The following is a 17,180-nucleotide window of genomic DNA, read 5'->3' on the forward strand; positions in this document are numbered from 1 at the left end:
CGTTTCGACACGAAGATGCCTTTTGTTCGTATTTTTGCGATACGAACCAGAGTGATTTGGATTAAGGCCTACGCATCTTAAAATAGGCTATCCTGACAATAAGAGTCTGAATCAAAAGTCTTTCATATGAAACATGCTCTTGCCAGTCGTCTTGTTGCGATACGGATGTGAGCCATGAATAGCCATGCGATAGCTGAGGTCCAGCATCGTTCCCAATCCTTGGCGAGACGGCGTGATCGCCCTAACCATGCGAATGTGCGTTCTACGACCCATCGCCGGGGCAGGACTTTAAAGCCTTTCATTTTATCGGATCGCTTGATGATTTCCATCCGGAATGGACCGACTTTTTTAAGTTTGCGCTTTAGCTTATCTCCCGCATAGCCACCATCGGCAAAGATATGGCGAAGCCATGGAAATTTGTCTCGCGCTTCCATCAACACCGCTGGTGCGCCGTCGCGATCCTGTACATCCGCGGCATGCACAAGTGCTGTCACCAGAAAGCCTTCCGTATCCGTCAGAATATGCCGCTTGCGGCCTTTTATATTTTTGCCCGCGTCAAAGCCAGTAATACCGCCACTTTCTGTGGTTTTAACCGACTGGCTATCGATCACACCTGCGCTGGGGTGTGGGCTTCTGCCGTGTGCTTCGCGGCATTCAAACAGCAGGCGGTGATTGATCTTTTCCAGCAATCTGTCATCACGCCACCAATAAAAATATTTCTGAACCGTCGAAAAAGGCGGGAAATCCCTTGGTAACATGCGCCATTGGCAGCCAGTAGACGCGATATACAACAAGGCGTTCATGATCTCCCGCATCGGCCACTTGCGAGGACGCCCCATCCGATTTGGAAGAGGTATTTCAGGTTCAATCAAAGCCCATTCGTCGTCCGTCAGATCACTTGCATAGCGCAGGAAACTGCGGTCATAATATGTGCGGGTGGTTTCATTCCAACTCATCTGATCCTCCGTGTCTTAAGCAAACAAAGAGAATCATAAGTCGTTGAAATCACCCAGATACTTTTGGATCAGGCTCTTAGCTCCCACGCTTTATTAGAGAGTCCTGCGGCTAATTACCTGATTGTTTTCGGTTTGGCGAACGCGGTGTGCGTGGAGCCGTCCGCTAGCTTAAGCGCACGCCGCGCGGTTGCGAGTCCATGTCTTGCTTCATTATATTTGATCCAAATAATTGTATTTATTAAACTTGACAGTAATTTGATCAAAATCAGGGGCCTTTAGCTAAATCTAAATTACAGGAGTGGTATCAGGCCCCATCCTTGTAGAGATTGATGCCCCCCTCCCCTTAGCCCTACGGCCAGATTTACTGAGCATAGCTGATCCCATACGGCGCCCAAATAGAAAGTATTAGTATCACACCGATTCAATTCAGCTCTGTTCTCTGGTATCATTCGTTCACAGAACTTAGGAGATTGAGGGTGGGCGGCTACGGATCAGGAAGTCACAGATATCGCGGAGCAAACAAATGCGAAGCAGTTTGTCGAATTGAAATTCCCTACCTCAACAAACATGGATTGCTTGAGCCGGGGACGATGACCACCCTCACCTGGTCACGTCGAGGGCAGAAGACTGCCGCGGTTGAACTGGCTACCTGGCCTGAGTGGATGATGCTGTACTATTGCATTCGGCAAGAGGAAAACACCTTGCGAAAGGTCTCTCAGCGGATAGACTTTGATTGGACAGATACTGCCTTTAGTGGCCGACGCAGGTGGTTCAAATGCCCCTGCTGTTCGAGGCGCTGCAGTGTCCTTTACCTACTGGGTGGGGTTTTCGCCTGCCGGGAATGCCAGGGCCTCGTCTACTGCACGCAGTACGAGGACACATTCCAGCGGCGAGTCTCAAGGGCGCTGAAAATCAAGGAGAAACTGGGTGATCAATCTGGGATTGGGGGCATATTCCCTGAAAAATCAAAGCGCATGCAGTACTCGACATACGAGCGACTAAGATCTGAGCACGAACAAACTCAAAAGGTGTTTGATCGGTATTTGTCTGCAGCTATCCTGTGACTTAAATCCTCACTCTTATCCAGAAGCCAGTATGTGATGCGCGTCACTGGACCACATTTCGGTAGGCACTCCAAGACCAACTGTTTCACTTTCAGGCAGCAGTCCAGCAACACTTTCACAATGTCAGGTCACTTTACATTTGCCAGCCTGGCATATCAAAAGTAATATGGGATCATTAGCTCAATACGTGAGTCTTCAATGAGGTGTGCTTTTGGGGTTACATACCTGCAAAGTGGCATCTGGCACAGTACTAGAAAGTTAACTCAACTTGATCGATAGTTGATCAGTTTGCGGTTCGGGGGCTTGGTGAGATGGATAATGAGTACACTTTTCGAAGGGAAATGGCAAAAATCCTTCGAGATACAACTTCACGATTGCCCTCAATTCCAGTGTTGTTATCTGCCATAACACTGTTTGTATTGGCGATGATTATTTCTCCTTTTTATGTTCAGGAAGATGGTATCGGTGCCCCTACGTCGGAAAATGGGGTGATAGACATCAGCGACTGGGACATGACACAGGAGGTTATGCCGCTGATGGGAGAGTGGGAATTCTATTGGGACCAACTTCTAAAGAGTGAGAAAGCAGACGGTGCAACTTCGGACTACTTGCCCATGCCCGCCCTTTGGAGTGATCACTTCAATTCCATGGGTGCAAACTATCCAAGCGCAGGTGTCGCGACGTACAGGCTTCTGATTAAGGGACTTAAACCGGGTAAGTATCAACTGTATTTTCCTCAACTCTACGTCCCCGTGAGAGTCTGGCTGGATGGTGAATTGAGCGCAGAAAACGGGCGTGTCGGTCGGCTACCTGAAGATACTATTACGGCTTGGGGGAATAGTATTTTAAACTTCACCTCCGACGGCTCTTCACATGAATTACTGATCGAAGTCGCTGCTCATCATCACCGCGCCAATGGTTTCGAAGAACCGCCTCTACTTGGTTCCGAACAGACCATGGAAGACCATATACAGGTTGCTTCTGCGCTTGGCACATTATTTCTAGCTATTCTATTAATGCTATCCGTATACGGGTTTTGTATATTCTTTTTTCGACCTGGAGACAGATCATCTTTGTATTTTGCAATATTCTGCGCAGCGTTTTTAGTGCCTTCAGCTTCGTTCAATACCAATTTTTTGAGTGTCGCTATAGAGGATTTGAGTTTTTCGAATTTTCTCGCATTGGTCTACCTCCCTGGTATCATTGCAGTCGCCTCATTTTACTTTTATGTAGCTGAACTATACAAGGAAGAAACTCATCGATTTGTCTCGTACGCCGTCGTCGGTGTTTACGGTCTCGCGTTCCTCCTGTTCTATTCGTTTTTTGTTGTGGGCGACACGAATACGGCATCAGTTTGGTATCCTCTGATTACCATCAGCTCGCTGGTTGTGCTGATCTACCTTTTGTCTGTCATATTAAGAGCGAGTTGGAATGGCCGTGACGGGGCACTAATACTTCTATTGGGTATTTTGTTCTTTGCGGTAACCCTTGCAAATGATGCACTCGTTGCGAGCAACATGATAACTTATGATCAAGCTTTGCCTCCAGGTTTAACGGGGTTAGGCCTAGTCATCTTCCTAATTTCCCAAGCTGTTATTCTGGCTGAAAGGTGGTCAAAAACGCTTGAGTACTCTGAACAGATGACAAAGGATCTTGGTCAGTTAGTGGAAATGTCTTCCGCAATATCATCAGAAATGAACCTGAGAGATTTATTGTTCAAGATTGTTCATTCAGCAGGCGAATTTTTAAACTCAGAAAGAGGTTCATTGTTTCTGTATGATGAAGAAACAGATGAGTTGTGGTCTTTCATCGCAGAAGGCGTGGGAGATAAAGAAATTCGGTTTCCAGCCGAACAGGGAGTTGCGGGAGCTTGTTTCAAATCGGGCGAAACCATCAACGTAAAAGATGCATACAAAGACGAGCGGTTTATTGCTCTAGTGGATAAGAAAACAGGTTTCATTACGCAGTCTATTCTGTCGATGCCGGTCAGTACGAAAGCTGGGCGCCGAATCGGCGTGATGCAGGTACTTAACAAAAAGAGCCGCCTTGGATTTGATGCTATCGATGAATCACGACTGCGTGCATTTGCTTCACAAGCTGCTATTGCACTTGAAAACGCCACCTTGTTTACAGATGTAATGGAAGCGCGAAACTACAACGATAGTATTCTGAGTTCGATGTCCAATGGGGTGATCACAGTTGGGCAAAAAAACCGAGTAGAAAAAATAAATGAGTCCGCAGCGTCAATCTTAGATATCGATACTGAGAATGATCAGCGTGTCGATGTGAATGATCTATTCTCTGGACAGAACGAATGGGTCCTGGAAGACATTAAGGAGGTCAATTCGAGCTTGCAACCACTGACGCGAGTCGATGTCGATCTGGATTTACCGGAAGGAGACGCTAAATCGGTGAATTTATCAGTAGTTCCGCTGGTGCTTGAACAGCAGAATATAGGCTCTCTAGTACTATTGGATGACATAACTGAGGAAAAACGTGTGAAAGGGACCATGGCACGATTCCTCACAAAGGAAATTGCGGATCAAGTATTAGGTTCCGACGACGATTTGCTGAGTGGTACTAACTATGATGCGAGTATCATGTTTTCAGATATTCGCAGTTTCACTAGTATCTCTGAGAGTCTCGGCCCAAAAGATACTGTTTCCCTCCTGAATCATTTATTCACCGAAATGGTCGAAGAGATTTTCAATCATAAAGGTGTTCTCGACAAATTCATCGGCGACGCAATTATGGCAGTTTTCGGCGCTCCTATATCATCTGGAGAAGATCAGGAGAACAGTGTTGCAAGTGCCATTGGTATTAAGCGCTCGCTCAACCGGATAAACCGGACCCGTGTCGAAGAGAATAAGGAACCAATTCGTATGGGAATTGGTATTGCGTCTGGGAGTGTGATTGCCGGTACTATCGGGTCTCCAAAGCGTATGGAGTATACAGTAATTGGGGATAGCGTGAATCTGGCTTCACGAATCGAAGGACTCACGAAATACTATGATGCAGGTATATTAGTCTGTAATACGACTAAAATCTCTCTTGAGCAAAAACACAAATTGCGCGAAGTTGATTTAATCCGAGTGCGAGGTCAAAATAAGCCCAACGAAATTTGGCAGGTTCTGGACTATCACGACGAAATTTCATTTCCCCATATAAGTGATGTGCTCGAGATTCATGGTATAGCGATGGCTTTGTGGAAGGCAGGCGATTGGAAACATTCGTTGGAAAAGTTCGAGGAATTACTGCAGATTTCCCCACAGGATCGTATAGCTATGATTTATGCAGATCGATGCCGCAATTTTGTTAAAGAGCCGCCCGCTGAGGATTGGGATGGTGTATGGAATGCTTGAGATTGGAACTTGAGACACTTTGGCAAAAGGGCAAGTTGTTATCTAGGTAGGTGGGCACATTGACATTTCCGTTTCTGCGCCAAAGCGGACATGTCAATGTCGCCCACCTTCTGTCTTCCCATACCTCCCCCCTTTTAGAGGGGGATTATTTCTCAGTATTGCCGCGAGGGTGTTTTAGGTACCCTTACCTACCCTCACCCGTGAAATCGATTCTACGGTGAAAAACTGCCTTCCAGGTGCAAGGTTTCTTAGCTCCATCATCTTTCTTGTAGGATACCCCTTGCGGAGATGCCGCTCTTAAAAGAGTGCCTGTGTAGGGTCTTTTTGTTTCTCTGAGAAAATGTGGGCTAAACCGAGATCTTGGAGGGGGTGCCTGCCGGTAATACAAGGGGGGGAGGATATCGATAAATTCTGCTGCAACAAACACCCTCGCCCGGCAAAAACCTGATGATCTTGGTGATTACTATGTGCTTACTGAGATTTTCGCGACGATCCCAACTCGCACTAAGTTATTGAAATTATTGGAGCGGGTAGCGGGAATCGAACCCGCATATTCAGCTTGGAAGGCTGCTGCACTACCATTGTGCTATACCCGCTTTACCATACTTCCTAGCACGGTTTGGCCATGCAGGAAGGTGTATCTCGTCTCCTGCATCGGAGCTGCTGCCGTATTCGTAACCTGAACTTGATCTGCCCGATCAAATTATTCGGCAGTGCCGAAACGGTTTCGAATGGTGGAGGGGGCTGGATTCGAACCAGCGTACGCATAGCGGCCAGATTTACAGTCTGGTGGATTTAACCACTCTCCCACCCCTCCATTACCGTGCAAACGCGACGATGGGCCGGAAACGAGCGCGCTTTATATGCAAGCCGGACCTGCCGCGCAAGCACCCCCGTTGCTGCCGACCTGACTTTTTCTCATTTTTTTCTTGGGTCATGGCATCAGGATGCGTAAGCCGCTGGGATGGAAAAGAAACCACCTCTCTACCCGAATGCCCGCGCGCGCAAGGCAGAAGACCCGGACAGACCCGTCTGGCTCTATGGACGTCATGCTGTGGCCGCCGCCCTGCAAAACCCGGCCCGGCGTATTGAACGGCTTGTAGCAACGCGCAATGCCGCCATCTGGCTGAAAGAGCGGGGTGTTGAAGCTGTGGCAGACGACCTGAAACCCGATGCCATCGACGGCATGTTGCCGCCCGGCTCCGTTCATCAGGGACTGGCGGCTTACGCGCATCCCCTGCCCCGGCATCGCCTGCGAGAAGTCTGCCAGTTTTCTGGTGAAGCACGCCAGCCTGTGCTCGTGCTGGATCAGATCACTGATCCGCAAAATATCGGTGCCATTTTCAGGTCCGCTGCGGCCTTCGGGGCGCGGGCCATCATTACACAGGAACGCCGGATGCCGGCACTGGCCGGGGCGCTGACCAAGGCCGCTGCCGGGGCTGTCGAGACCGTGCCGCTGGTTCAGGTTGTGAATATCGCCCGGGCGCTGGAGGCCCTGAAAGGCCTTGGCTATTTCTGTGCCGGCCTTGCCGGTGAATCAGATGATGTGCTCTCACAAGTACCGCGCGACAAGCCGGTTGCACTCGTATTGGGTGCAGAAGGCGCGGGCCTGCGTCAACTCGTTGCCGAGACCTGCGACATGCTGGTGCGGATCCCCATTTCACCCGCCATGGAAAGCCTGAATGTTTCCAATGCTACTGCGATCAGTCTTTACGAGCTGGGCCGGGACAGCTCTTTCCTTGCGGATTAGTAACGCCAGAGCCTGCACACGCGCTGTTGATTTGGGCAGAATTTCCATAATCTGTATTCTCAACCCCGGATAGCGAAAGACCAAAAACGCCATGATTTTGCCCAGACTGATCGCCCTGACAACGGCTTGCCTTGCTCTTGTCTTGTTCTCACAGGCCACCGCACAGGAATTACCCGCGCCGCTTGAAGCGGCAGTGAGCGAAGCTGAGGCACAGGATCAGCGCCGTTTCTCCTATACACAGACTTTTATCTGGCGAGACTTCCCGCCTGTCGTGGACCGGTATGATGCGAGCACCGACAGCTGGACGCGTATCTCCGGCACGACCGATGGCTGGGACAATCCGGGGCCAAAGAAACTGCGCAACTGGACCCGCATTGAGTCACGCCCCGGCGAGCTGCTGTATGCAGATTACCGCGGCTCATTCTCGGGCGTGAAACTGATCGAAGAAACGGATGAAACCTATACCTACAGCTTCACAGCAGGTCAGGAGAACAATGAAGACCTGCAAGACGCTGAAAAGAATGTGCTCACCAGAGCCGTTGTGGACAAAGGCGATCAGTCGATCAAATCCTATCTCATCAAGGCCACGCAGGGCTTCAAACCAAATGCAGTATCCCGTCTGGATGAATTTGTCTTTGAACAGACATTCGAGCGCCCTGCCCCCGGGGTCGCTCCGGTCATGACCAAGGTTTACTGGAAAGCCGTCGGGAGACAGGTTCTCTCCAAAGTCGATGAGGAATTGACGATATATTATTCAGATTTTGAAGTTGTGGAGTAAGAGCCCATGAAGCGCCGCGATTTTGTCAGGACAGGCCTTGCCGCCGGGGCTGTATCGGCCTTGCCGGGCACGCTTTTGGCTCAGGAAGAAATTTACCAGCGCACACCGCGCGATGCGGAAGGCCCGTTCTATCCCGTGGGCAGCCGAAGCAATGACCAGTCAGACATGCTGGCAACCATGCAAACACAGCGCGGGGATATCCTTTATCTGAACGGGACCGTGACTGATGTGTACGGCGCGCCTGTGGTTGGCGCACTTGTGGACCTTTGGCAGACTGACCCGGGAGGCCGTTACAGGCACCCGAGCGATACCTCGCCCGGTGAACGATATGAAGATTTCGCCTATTGGGGCAAGGCGACGACAAGCGAAGACGGGCGCTTTTCATTCCGCACATATGTGCCGGGTGCCTATGCGCCGCGCCCTGCGCATATCCATTACAAGGTCTTTCGTGACAATCGCCCTGTTCTTACGAGCCAGATCTATTTCCGCGAACTTGGCGGCACAAAAGGTCATTCTTTCAGTCGGCAGAACGAAGACTTGCTGGTGACCAGCCTTGTGCAGATCAAACCGGACACGTTTGAAACCGATTTTCGCGTGGTTATCTGAGGTTGCTTTGTGCAATCGCCTGCCCGGCCGCCCAGCCGGATGACCATGCCCACTGGAAATTATAGCCACCAAGCCAGCCGGTAACATCTACGACCTCACCGATAAAATACAGGCCAGGCACAGATATTGCTTCCATGGTGCGGGAGTTAAGGTCATCCGTGGACACCCCACCAAGCGTAACCTCTGCCGTTCGATACCCCTCAGTGCCGATCGGCCAGACTTCCCAGTTCGCAAGCAGATCTGACAGCGCCCGCAGACGTTTGTCGCTGAAATCCGCAATATTACCGGATACGCCAGTCTGCCAACCCATATAAGTTGAAAGCCGCTTTGGCAGCAGGTCGGCCAGCACTGTCACAATATCCCGGCGACCATTTTCAGCCCGCGCCGCTCGCAGGCGGCTGAATATATCCTCTCCCGGCAACAACATGATCTGTACCGGCTCTTTTTCCTGCCAATAGGATGACACCTGTAAAACAGACGAGCCGGAAAGGCCGCGATGGGTGAACAGCAAAGCCTCTTCGAATTGTGCGCCATTGCTGCGCAGGCTTGCCGCACAGGAGACACCTGCCATTTCCTTGAAGGCGTCTTTTTGCTCTTCTGCGAACACGAGCGGGACGAGCCCTGCGCGCGTTGGCGTCAGGTCCAGATCAAACTGCCGGGCGACCTGATACCCAAATCCCGTCGCCCCCATTTTCAGGATGGATTTACCACCGCTGGCAATCACCAGATTCTGGCAGCTGATATATTCTCGCTCGCCTGCCGATAACTCGAGTTCGTACTGGCCATTGTCATGGGATACATTGCTTACGGAGGTTTCCAGCCTTAACTCAGCCCCAACCTTTTCCATCTCCGCAAGCAGCATTGAGATGATCTGTTTGGCCGAACCATCGCAGAATAACTGGCCAAGCGTTTTCTCATGCCAGGCAATTTGATGGCTTTTGACAAGCTCAATGAAATCCCATTGCGTATAGCGCTTGAGGGCAGATTTGGCGAAATGCGGATTGCCGGAAATGAAATTATCGGGCGTTGTGTGCATATTGGTAAAATTGCACCGCCCGCCACCGGAGATTCTGATCTTCTCACCGGGTGATTTATTATGCTCCACCACCAGTACACGGCCCCCTTGTGCGCCAGCATGAGCTGCACACATGAGACCGGCAGCGCCTGCGCCGATGATGACCGTATGATAAAAGCTATTGTCTGACATCATCTCTACGTAAAGGTCCTGATCTGACTGGCAAGGCGTATCCGCGCTGCGCACGCAGCACTGGTGCAGCTGGTTGACATTGACCGCCAGTCGAAAGCCAATTGTGCAACAGTCAGCCATGCTGACAAGCCACAGCGCTTCACACCGGTAATTCAAGGATAACCCTCATGTCGCAGGAAAATGGAAGAGCAGAATACCGCGATGGTGACCATGCCGGGACCCACCAGCGGCTGGAGCCGGGGCCAGAACGCAACACGCCGCAGATTGCAGCTGATTTTGAAACCCTGATGCGCGACGGCTATGTCATCATCGAGAGCATTCTGAGCGCAGATCAATGCGCGGCGATCAAGGAAGACGGACTGGCACTGCTAAACCAAACCGGGCGCAACAGCTTTGAAGGGCGCTCGACGCAGCGCGTCTATGATGTGCTGTCCCGGACGCGGCAGACAGACTGTCTCGCAGAACATCCGCGCATCCTTGGTCTGATGGACCGGCTTTTCCGCCCTGGATTTCTGTTGTCGCAAAGCCAGATCATCAACATTCTGCCCGGTGAAGCAGCGCAAACCCTTCACACTGACGATGCTTTCTACCGTCTGCCCCGCCCGCGCCAGCCACTTGGCGCAGCAACGGTCTGGGCTATTGATGCTTTTACGGAAGAAAATGGTGCGACTGTTATCGTGCCCGGCAGTCACAGATGGGGTGATGACCGGTCAGCCACAGCCGAGGAAGCCATACCAGCTGTGATGCCCCAAGGCTCTGTCATCTTCTTCCTTGGTACCACCTGGCATGGCGGCGGGCAAAACCGCACCCAGACACCACGCTTTGCCGTTACCCATCAATATTGCGAGGCCTATATGCGCCAACAGGAAAACTACCTGCTGGAGCTGTCAAAAGAAACCGTCCGTACCATGTCCCCACAAATGAGGGCACTGGTCGGCTATTCAATCTATCCCCCGTTCATGGGCATGGTCGCCGGGATGCACCCTTTGAGACTTCTCGAAGAGTAATTAACCTCCGATAACGGATCGATCCGCTTTGCGTATCACCATCACGCTTGGCCGTGGCGGCATGTCTTTGGCAAAGTCAGGCCAACGCGTGGCGGGATTTTCAAAGGTCGCGCCATCACTATCGCCAGGGTGCTGCACTGCCACAAAGAGGGTTTGTCCGTCTGGCGTGAAGCGCGGCCCACAAAGCTCAGCCCCGACCGGGCAGCGGAAGAAGGCACGACTGGTCCCCCGACCTTCACCATCTGTCTCCATCGCCCACAAACCGTCAGCCGCACCCGTGCGCTCATTCCCGTCCGTAGACACCCAAAGACGACCGGACGGATCTATGGCACAATTATCCGGTGAACCGTACCAGCCATTTTCGCTGGTTTCGCTATTCCAGGTTGCCCCTGATTCAGGGTCAGCCGGGTCACCGCACTGGACCAGAATTTCCCAACTGGAGCGTGTTGACGCGAAATCGCCTCCCGGCTCAATAATCTCAATGATGTGGCCAGTACTGTTATTGGCACGCGGATTTGCTGCATCAATCTGGTCAGTCGTGCGCCGGGTATTATTCGTCAGCATAACATAGACGCGGCCTGTCGCAGGGTCGGGTTCCACATCCTCTGGACGGTCCATGGGTGTCGCTTCAAGCAAGTCTGCAGCGCGGCGGGTTTCGATCAGCACGTCCCCCTGAGAGCGAAAACCATTTTCTTCAGTTAGCGGCCCTGTCCCGTGGACAAGTGGCATCCATTCAACAGTACCATCTTCAACGAAACGGGCAACATACAGCGTGCCTTCATCCAGCAGGTTCATATTGGCAGCACGATCCCCTTCCTTAACCGCCTGTGCACTGACAAATTTATAGACATAATCAAAGCGCTGATCATCGCCCATATAGATGACCACCCGGCCATCCGGGGCAACAACACTTTCCGCGCCTTCATGCTTGAAGCGACCCAGGGCTGTGCGCTTCTTCGGTGTTGACGCAGGGTCGAGAATATCAACTTCCACGACCCAGCCAAAACGATTGGGCTCATTTGGCTCCTTGGCGACATCAAAACGGTCAAAATGCTGCCCCCACTGATACCAACCGCCGGGCACGCCATAACGGTCATAGTTTTCAGTTTCAGGATGATCTGCCGGGAGGCGCCCCATGAAATTGCCGTTGAAATTTTCTTCAGCCATCAGATAAGTACCCCACGGCGTCATGCCGCCAGCACAATTATTGAGCGTGCCTGTTACAAGGCGGCCTGACGGATCAGTAGAGGTTTTCAACCTGTCAGACCCGGCAGCAGGTCCGGTCAACGCCATTTGTGTTGAGCCGGCTGTGAGGCGACGATTATATTTGGACAGTATATCCACTGACCAGGCACCGTCAGTGGCCTGCACAATCTCAACGATTGTGCCACCATGCCCTGCCATTTCCACGGCGCATTCTTCGCGCGTAAGGGGGCGGTCAGTAACACCCGGCAGCATCAGGCGCGTTGAGGTGTATTCGTGATTGATACAAAGCAAGCCGCGAGCGGGCGCACCTGCTGCAACTGTCAGGGGGTGAAAGCCGATAAAGTCATTATTGTATCCAAACTGGCGCTCCTGCGCCGCGGCAGTTTGAGCGTAGGGATCGAAAGCCGGGGCGTCTGGGAAGACCGGGTCTCCCCAGCGCAACAGAAGATCTGCGATGTGTTCGTCGGAGACGTGGTGATTTTCATCCAATCCACGGGTGATCTCCTGAAACGAGAAAACACCAGCTTCCTCGGCAACTTCCGGAGAAGCCTCCTGCGCCGGGCTGCACCCGGCAGCAGAAACCACCGCCATGGCACTGATACCGCCAATAAACCCGCGACGGGACAGGCGCTTGTCGATCAGATCATTGATGGTCTGCACGCCAGTGGTGATACGCGGGTTGACGGGGATGTTTTCCTGATCGTCCATGACTCGGGCTTCTCCTTAAAAATCAATCGGTACGTCTTAGCGAAGAAATGCGTCAGCTTTATTGCAGCTATCCAGAAGGTTTTCAGCGACGGTAACTGGACTGCTTGCTCTCATAGTCAATGTGTCGACTGGAGCAAGCCTGACAGCGTGTATCTGGTGTCTTGCTTTCCAAGATGAAAAACGGATTTGTGCACTGTAACGTTCATGGTGTGTCTCCTTATCTGCGAGGAGACCACTATAGAGTCACTGACCGGGGGGCACATAGATTCCTGGTTTCTCAATGAAAACAGAAGGTTGGGTTACACTTACCTAATTGTCGCATGGTTAGCTGTGTATGATACCAGACGTAACGCGACAATTTTATCTGACCATCAAAGCACTTGGCGGCCCCTGAATGATCGTTGTCGCGACTTTCAGGACCACATCAATTTAGATGTGTCCCTACATCACATTGACTTCTTTATCCCCACCATTGCTCTGGCTGGGCGGTGAAGTTTGCGGCCTGTTCTATACTGTAGGCACCGCGCAGCATTGTCTCCTCGTCAAAAGGTTTGCCGATGAGCTGCAGGCCAAGCGGCAGGCCCTGCCCGTCGAGACCGGCGGGGACCGAGATGCCCGGCAAACCAGCGAGATTCGCTGTAACGGTGAAGATGTCGTTCAGGTACATCTGAACCGGATCATCTGACTTTTCGCCAAGGCCGAAGGCGGCAGATGGCGTGGACGGCGTGAGTAACAGGTCTACACCAGAAAATGCACTCATGAATTCATCAAAAATCTTTTTACGGACTTTCTGAGCGCGCAGGTAATAGGCGTCATAATATCCGGCTGACAGCACATAGGTGCCGATCAGTACCCGGCGCTTCACCTCATCACCGAACCCCGCAGCACGGGTCAGTTCATATTGTGTGGTAATGTCTGCATCTTCTACCCGCAGGCCATATTTGACGCCATCATAGCGGGCAAGATTGGACGAGGCTTCTGCCGGGGCCACAATATAATAGACCGGTAAGGCATATTTGGTCAGTGGTAGGGAGATGTCGACAATCTCCGCCCCGGCATCACGCATCCAGTCAATCCCTTGCTGCCAGAGCGTTTCGATTTCCTGTGGCATCCCGTCAAGGCGATATTCCTTCGGTACACCTATTTTCAGACCCTTAATCCCCTGCCCGAGCACGGATTCATAATCCGGCACTGGACAATCAATGCAGGTTGAATCCTTGGGGTCATGACCGGCCATGCTTTTCAGGAGAATGGCGGAGTCGCGCACATCACGCGCGATCGGTCCCGCCTGATCCAGCGATGATGCAAAGGCAACGATGCCCCAGCGCGAGCAGCGACCATAAGTCGGTTTCACACCGACTGTGCCTGTAAAGGCCGCAGGCTGACGAATGGAGCCGCCCGTATCTGTAGCAGTGGCCCCGGCACAAAGTTTTGCCGCCACCGCAGAGGCCGAACCACCGGAAGAACCGCCGGGTGTCAGACCGCCAACAACCGTGCCATCAGCTTCAATGCGCGTGGTGTTATCGCCCTTGCGGCGCCACGGGTTGATGACATCGCCGAAGTAACTGGTCTCGTTGGAGGAGCCCATGGCAAATTCATCCAGATTCAGCTTGCCAAGCATCACGGCACCATCGGCAAAAAGGTTGCCGGAAACCGTGCTCTCATATTTGGGCGTGAAGCCATTGAGGATATTGCTGCCAGCCGTCGTCATCGTGTCTTGCGTACAGAACAGGTCCTTGATGCCGAGCGGTACTCCTTCAAGATCGCCGCCCTCACCTTTCGCCAGCTTTTCATCAGACGTGGCGGCCATGGCGAGCGCCTTGTCCGGTGTTGGCGTGATATAGGCATTCAGAGCCTTGGCCGCGTCCATGCGAGCGAGGTAGCCTTCTGTCGCTTCTTTCGCGGATAATTCTTTTGCCCGCAGACCATCGCGCAATTCAGCGAGTTTCAGATCGGTGATATCACTCATCTATTCAAAAACCTTCGGTACAATGAAGAAATGGTCTTCTGTTTTTGGCGCGTTGGCGACCACATTGTCCGGCTGATTGCCGCCGGTATAGCCGCTGGCGGGAACATCATCCCGCATTGGCAGGGTTACATCCACGGTTGACGCCATGGCCTCAACGCCTTCTATGTCAACTTCGTTCAGTTGTTCGATCCAGCCGAGAATGCCGGAGAGTTCCGAAGCCAATGGCTCCAGACGTTCTTCCGGCACTGCGATGCGCGCGAGTTTCGCGACCTTGCGGACGGTTTCCTTGTCGATGGACATGTCTGTCTTCCTGTCACCTGAAAATATCGCGCTGGCGTAGCAAGCACCGCGAGCAGGAGCAAGAGGCTAGAGCGATCCGGCAAAGAGCTGGTCCACGATGCTCTCGCCATCAGCACTGCGATAGTTTGCGGTCACGAAGCTGCGCAAGGACAATGCAAAACTGCGCTCGCCAGACCAATCCTCGGCGAAGGCAAAAAACGTATCTTCACTCAAATCCTTGCCACCGGCGTCAGCATAATCGAGAAAAGCACGCCACATCTCCATGCTGGTGCCACCTTCCCGCTGTGGTGAGAGGGCTGCAATGACCATATGGCCACAGGCGTAACTTGCCTGATGGTGACCACGCGCCGCAGCGCCGCGCACCGTCCCGGTATTCAGGATGCCCGCGCAGGCTGCTTTTGCTTCTGTCAAAGCCTTGAGATACTGCGCATCGCTCCAGACGCCAGAAACATACAGGGCTTCCGCCGCCAGTGCATCGGCAATCCCCTCATGCAGCCAGTCTGGCGCACTGGCGCTTTTTTCCGCCTCTACCTGCCAGAGATGCACCATCTCGTGCGCAAGGTTTTGCAGAACCAGGTGCTGCATTTCCTGTGTTGGCTGCTGGAAGCCACCGCCAGTGTATTTCACCAGCGTCTGACCCGACACTGTATCGCCCGCGACCGATAGCTGACCTTCATTACCCGGGACATAAAGAAACATGAGTGACGGCCGGGATGGCAGATCTGCCCCAAAGCCTTCGAGAAAATGTCCGGCCAGCGTCTCGGCTGCCGGCGCAAGCAAGGTGACGACGGCAGTGGGCAGACCTGCATCGGCATAAATCGCCAGACGCGCGCTTTCATAGGTGGCCGGGCCACCCAGCCACTGAAACTGTGTGCCCTCAGCGCTCAGGGTCCTGACAGGCTGATTGTTGATTTCAGTTGGCTCAAAAAAACTGAGATTGAGCACAACGGCCTGCGTGCCGAACTGGGCAACCGGGTAGTCCTTGGCGGGTGTTTCAACTTCAGGCGACAGGATCAGGCTCACCAGGCCAAATGGCTCCGTCCCCATCACAGAAACGCCGTCACCCGACCGGCCAAGAGCGATGCCTTCATCATCCTCGGAGACGCGCAGATGCGTGAATTGATCGGCCGGGAACGGCAAGGCCATCTGGGAGACAGGGGTATACGCACGATAAACAACCTCTATGCTCTCGCCATTGCGCACCGGTGTGATGCGCACATCGAAATCCTGCGCTGCATATTGCTTTGGCGGTTGCAGGATCATGATGATGCCCAGCAGCGCGACCAGCAACACGGCTGCAAAAATTGCAATCCTTGAAGAATTGGCCCAATTCGCCGATAGGGTCTTTATGAGTGATGATTTTCTGGACGCCATGACACACTTCCCGGTGACAGGCCCGTTAATGGGCCTTGATCTTGGAACAAAGACAATCGGGATCGCTGTGTCAAACCCCGAGCGAAGCCTGGCGACCCCGGTCACCACCATCCGCCGGAAGAAGTTCACACTTGATGCAGAAGCATTACTGGCACTGGCAACCGAACGACGTATCTGTGGTCTGGTGCTGGGCCTGCCCCTGAATATGGATGGCAGCGAGGGACCGCGTGCGCAGGCCACCAGAGCCTTTGCCCGCAACCTCTCCAGCAAGACCAACCTGCCCATCGCTTTCTGGGATGAGCGCCTGTCCACCGCCGCCGCTGAGCGCGAATTGATCGCGCTCGACACAAAACGTGCCCGCCGGGCAGAGATTATCGACGAGATGGCCGCCAGTTACATTCTGCAGGGGGCACTCGACCGGTTGCGGGAGGGTTAAGCTTCAAGCCGCGCCTTCAACCCGTCCATATCCTCTTGTACAGCCTTGTTGACCATGCCACTGATCAGCGGCGTAACGATCCTGGACATCAGCTTGTAGGGCCGTGCATCCATCTGCATATCCAGCCGCGTGACCTCCCCCTCTGGTGTCAACTTCATCAGCGTATCCCAGATTGTGCCGCCAGCGTCCGAGACAATTCGCACATGCTCGTTCCTGGCATATTCGGTAAATTCCAGTTCAGTTGTTGCCTGTCGGCCGTTCATGGTGCGGGTCTCCCGAAACCTTGTTCCGACACCTGATGTCTGCTCACTGAGCATTTCGATCTTCACAATATTTGGGTTGCTGTTCTCAAATGTGCTGACATCGGAGATAGCCTCGAAGACTTTCTCGACAGGCGCATTGATCTGCCGCGTCGCTGTGGTTTTTCCCATGAGTTGATCTCCATATTGATTGATAC

General features: G+C 52.8%; 13 protein-coding genes and 2 tRNA genes. 6 read left to right on the top strand and 9 right to left on the bottom strand.

The window, feature by feature from the left end; translation table 11 throughout:
• Positions 1-122: 122 nt before the first annotated feature.
• Positions 123-956, bottom strand: coding sequence for an IS5 family transposase (locus RAL90_RS10270; protein ID WP_306249540.1), 834 nt, complete (start codon positions 954-956; stop codon positions 123-125).
• Positions 957-2,361: 1,405 nt separating this feature from the next.
• On the opposite strand from RAL90_RS10270, the gene RAL90_RS10275 reads away from it, so the two are divergent.
• On the top strand, positions 2,362-5,382 hold the full coding sequence (locus RAL90_RS10275) for an adenylate/guanylate cyclase domain-containing protein (protein ID WP_306250271.1): 3,021 nt from the start codon (positions 2,362-2,364) through the stop codon (positions 5,380-5,382).
• Between the two features lie 522 nt (positions 5,383-5,904).
• On the opposite strand, the gene RAL90_RS10280 is transcribed toward RAL90_RS10275, so the two are convergent.
• Both RAL90_RS10280 and RAL90_RS10285 read right to left on the bottom strand, forming a co-directional pair.
• Positions 5,905-5,978, bottom strand: a tRNA-Gly gene (locus tag RAL90_RS10280).
• Positions 5,979-6,114: 136 nt separating this feature from the next.
• Positions 6,115-6,199: transfer RNA gene (locus RAL90_RS10285), tRNA-Tyr, on the bottom strand.
• Positions 6,200-6,346: 147 nt separating this feature from the next.
• Between RAL90_RS10285 and rlmB the strand changes: the two genes are divergently transcribed.
• The 3 genes from rlmB (at position 6,347) to RAL90_RS10300 (ending at position 8,516) form a co-directional block, all read left to right on the top strand.
• Entirely contained in the window at positions 6,347-7,132 is a 786-nt protein-coding gene (gene rlmB / locus RAL90_RS10290; protein ID WP_306250273.1) for a 23S rRNA (guanosine(2251)-2'-O)-methyltransferase RlmB, read from the top strand.
• Between the two features lie 91 nt (positions 7,133-7,223).
• A complete protein-coding gene (locus tag RAL90_RS10295) occupies positions 7,224-7,910 on the top strand; it encodes a hypothetical protein (RefSeq protein WP_306250276.1) in 687 nt (228 codons plus the stop codon).
• 6 nt (positions 7,911-7,916) lie between these two features.
• Positions 7,917-8,516, top strand: a complete 600-nt coding sequence (locus tag RAL90_RS10300) for a hypothetical protein (protein ID WP_306250277.1) — start codon at positions 7,917-7,919, stop codon at positions 8,514-8,516.
• On the opposite strand, the gene RAL90_RS10305 is transcribed toward RAL90_RS10300, so the two are convergent.
• Positions 8,509-9,723 (bottom strand): NAD(P)/FAD-dependent oxidoreductase, encoded by a 1,215-nt coding sequence (locus tag RAL90_RS10305; protein WP_372340467.1) that lies wholly within the window; start codon positions 9,721-9,723, stop codon positions 8,509-8,511. The two genes, RAL90_RS10300 and RAL90_RS10305, sit on opposite strands and share 8 nt — an antisense overlap.
• Before the next feature lie 167 nt (positions 9,724-9,890).
• Between RAL90_RS10305 and RAL90_RS10310 the strand changes: the two genes are divergently transcribed.
• Positions 9,891-10,730: a phytanoyl-CoA dioxygenase family protein gene (locus RAL90_RS10310; RefSeq protein WP_306250281.1), complete on the top strand. Its 840-nt coding sequence runs from the start codon at positions 9,891-9,893 to the stop codon at positions 10,728-10,730.
• On the opposite strand, the gene RAL90_RS10315 is transcribed toward RAL90_RS10310, so the two are convergent.
• From RAL90_RS10315 to RAL90_RS10330, 4 genes are all read right to left on the bottom strand, one after another.
• Positions 10,731-12,644 carry a PhoX family phosphatase gene (locus tag RAL90_RS10315; RefSeq protein WP_306250284.1) on the bottom strand — a complete coding sequence of 638 codons (1,914 nt, stop codon included), beginning with the start codon at positions 12,642-12,644 and terminating at the stop codon, positions 10,731-10,733.
• 460 nt (positions 12,645-13,104) lie between these two features.
• Positions 13,105-14,613: an Asp-tRNA(Asn)/Glu-tRNA(Gln) amidotransferase subunit GatA gene (gene gatA, locus RAL90_RS10320; RefSeq protein WP_306250287.1), complete on the bottom strand. Its 1,509-nt coding sequence runs from the start codon at positions 14,611-14,613 to the stop codon at positions 13,105-13,107.
• The gene (gene gatC, locus RAL90_RS10325; protein ID WP_306250289.1) at positions 14,614-14,913 is read right to left on the bottom strand and encodes an Asp-tRNA(Asn)/Glu-tRNA(Gln) amidotransferase subunit GatC; all 300 of its coding nucleotides are present in this window, start codon (positions 14,911-14,913) and stop codon (positions 14,614-14,616) included.
• A 66-nt stretch (positions 14,914-14,979) separates the two neighbouring features.
• Complete coding sequence (locus RAL90_RS10330; protein ID WP_306250291.1) at positions 14,980-16,287, bottom strand: basic secretory protein-like protein; 1,308 nt, start codon at positions 16,285-16,287, stop codon at positions 14,980-14,982.
• Here RAL90_RS10330 and ruvX point away from each other — a divergent pair.
• A complete protein-coding gene (gene ruvX / locus RAL90_RS10335) occupies positions 16,262-16,723 on the top strand; it encodes a Holliday junction resolvase RuvX (RefSeq protein WP_306250293.1) in 462 nt (153 codons plus the stop codon). The genes RAL90_RS10330 and ruvX overlap by 26 nt on opposite strands.
• Here ruvX and RAL90_RS10340 read toward each other — a convergent pair.
• Positions 16,720-17,154: an SRPBCC family protein gene (locus RAL90_RS10340; protein ID WP_306250295.1), complete on the bottom strand. Its 435-nt coding sequence runs from the start codon at positions 17,152-17,154 to the stop codon at positions 16,720-16,722. The genes ruvX and RAL90_RS10340 overlap by 4 nt on opposite strands.
• Positions 17,155-17,180: the final 26 nt, after the last annotated feature.

The sequence above is a fragment of the Parvularcula sp. IMCC14364 genome, from assembly GCF_030758415.1.
In the GTDB taxonomy this organism is placed as follows: Bacteria; Pseudomonadota; Alphaproteobacteria; order Caulobacterales; family Parvularculaceae; genus Aquisalinus.